The organism is uncultured Planktosalinus sp., assembly GCF_963973675.1.
Lineage (GTDB): Bacteria > Bacteroidota > Bacteroidia > Flavobacteriales > Flavobacteriaceae > Planktosalinus.
On the sequence record NZ_CAXBAN010000379.1, the window covers coordinates 1 to 2,511 of the forward strand.

Here is a 2,511-nt window from a genome sequence, read left to right on the forward strand (position 1 = left end):
AAGTAATAAATTCAGAAAATGCAAAACCCAACTCTAATTGGCTTGACTACACTACTACCGGTAAAGCAAAATCAAAAATTAAATCATCCCTGCGTGAAGAAAACAAAAAAATTGCAGAAGACGGAAAACAAATACTTGCCAGAAAACTTAAATCATTAAAAATCACTCTTGACGAAAAAACAATTAATCAACTTGTTAACTTTTTCAAACTAAAAACAAGCCAGGATTTATTTTACAGAGCTGGCAACGGAATAATTGACAACCAGCAGTTAAGAAATTTTGCCTCATCAAGAAACAATGCATTTTTAGGATTCTTCAAAAATAGAATGCGTAAACAACCAAAACCTGAGGACGTTCAAAATGATGAAATTACTGTAAAATATGACCAACTCGTTTTTGGCAAAGAGGAAGAAAAACTTGACTATACACTAGCAAACTGCTGCAACCCCATCCCCGGCGATGAAGTTTTTGGTTTTATTACAGTAAACGATGGCATAAAAGTGCATAAAAACACCTGTCCTAACGCACTGCAACTTCAGAGTAATTATACTTATCGAATCATACAGGCAAAATGGATTGATTCCTCACAACAAGATTTTAGAGCTCAATTGAAAATTACAGGCATTGACAATTTAGGGCTAGTAAATTCAGTGACTAAAGTTATTTCAAATCATATGAATATAGACATAAAAAGTCTTAGTTTTGAAAGTGATGACGGTGTGTTTACCGGTAAAATCATAGTGATTGTGAAAAATAAAAACATTCTTACAGAAGTAATTAACAAGATCAAAAAAATTAATGGGATTGATAAAGTAACCAGAGTCTAAAAAATGCGTAAATTTGCACCTGAAAAATGACAGATACAAAAACAAATACCGTAAACAACCAAACAATCGTCAAAAATGTATTTACTGCATATTTAGAGGAAAAAGGACATCGTAAAACTCCCGAACGCTTTGCAATTCTTCAGGAAATTTATGACAGCACAGAACATTTTGATATTGAATCACTATATATCAAAATGAAAAACAAAAAATACAGAGTGAGCCGTGCAACCCTTTACAATACAATTGAGTTACTTCTAGAATGTGGTTTGGTCCGTAAACATCAGTTTGGAAAAAATCAGGCACATTATGAAAAATCCTATTTTGACAAACAACATGATCATGTCATTTTAACTGATACCGGTGAGGTAATCGAATTTTGCGACCCACGCATACAATCAATTAAAAAAACCATCGAGGAGGTTTTTGACATCGAAATCACAAATCACTCACTTTACTTTTACGGAAACAAAAAATCAACCCAATAACACACACAAAATGGCAGTAGATTTATTACTTGGTCTTCAATGGGGAGACGAAGGAAAAGGAAAAATAGTTGATGTTTTAACCCAAAATTATGACATAGTTGCCCGTTTTCAAGGCGGACCAAACGCTGGTCATACACTCGAATTTGACGGAATTAAACACGTCTTGAGAACCATTCCCTCCGGAATATTTCATAAAACTACCATAAATCTCGTTGGAAATGGAGTGGTGATTGACCCAGTGGTTTTTGTCAAAGAGCTGGAAGGCTTGGATAAATTCAAAATCGACTATAAAAATAAACTGCTTATTTCTCGTAAAGCACACGTAATACTGCCAACGCACAGACTCTTAGACGCTGCCTCAGAAGCCTCAAAAGGCAAAGCAAAAATTGGATCAACACTCAAAGGCATTGGACCGACCTATATGGACAAAACCGGAAGAAATGGTCTGAGAATTGGAGACCTTGAACTACCAAACTGGGAAAAAAAATATAGTGCACTGGCTGAAAAACATCTTGGCCTAATTGACTATTATGATGTTGATATTCAATTTGATCTTGATGAAATGGAAGAAGAATTTTTTGAAGCAGTAAAAACACTAAAAACACTCACCTTCATTGATAGTGAAGAATATATTCATCAGGCTCAAAAAGAAGGAAAGTCTATTTTGGCTGAGGGAGCTCAAGGCTCATTGCTCGATATTGATTTTGGAACCTACCCCTTTGTAACATCATCAAACACAACAGCTGCAGGAGCCTGCACCGGTTTAGGAGTCGCTCCAAATAAAGTAAAAGAAGTCTATGGAATATTCAAAGCTTATACCACTCGTGTAGGCAGTGGCCCATTCCCCACTGAACTCTTTGATGAAGTAGGAGACAAAATGGCAAGGGTTGGCAACGAATTTGGTGCTGTAACAGGAAGACCAAGAAGATGTGGCTGGTTGGACCTTGTTGCTTTAAAATATGCAGTTGCTATAAATGGTGTCACCCAGTTAATGATGATGAAAGGTGATGTATTAAGCGGATTTAAAACTTTAAAAGTTTGTACCGCTTATCAATATAACGGACAAACAATAAAACATTTCCCTTTCAATATTGAACCGGAAATGATTACACCCGTTTACAAAGAAATGAAAGGATGGAAAGAAGATCTGACGAAAATCAAAGACACCGAAAAATTCCCGCAAGAATTAAATGATTACA

Annotated in this window: 3 protein-coding genes; all 3 read left to right on the forward strand. The window is 35.6% G+C overall.

Annotated elements, in window-relative coordinates:
* Positions 1-827: ACT domain-containing protein (locus AACY61_RS12300; protein ID WP_339611872.1), on the forward strand; the 827-nt coding region annotated here is incomplete at its 5' end.
* A 26-nt stretch (positions 828-853) separates the two neighbouring features.
* Complete coding sequence (locus AACY61_RS12305) at positions 854-1,312, forward strand: transcriptional repressor (protein ID WP_339611873.1); 459 nt, start codon at positions 854-856, stop codon at positions 1,310-1,312.
* 10 nt (positions 1,313-1,322) lie between these two features.
* Positions 1,323-2,511: adenylosuccinate synthase (locus tag AACY61_RS12310; RefSeq protein WP_339611874.1), on the forward strand; the 1,189-nt coding region annotated here is incomplete at its 3' end.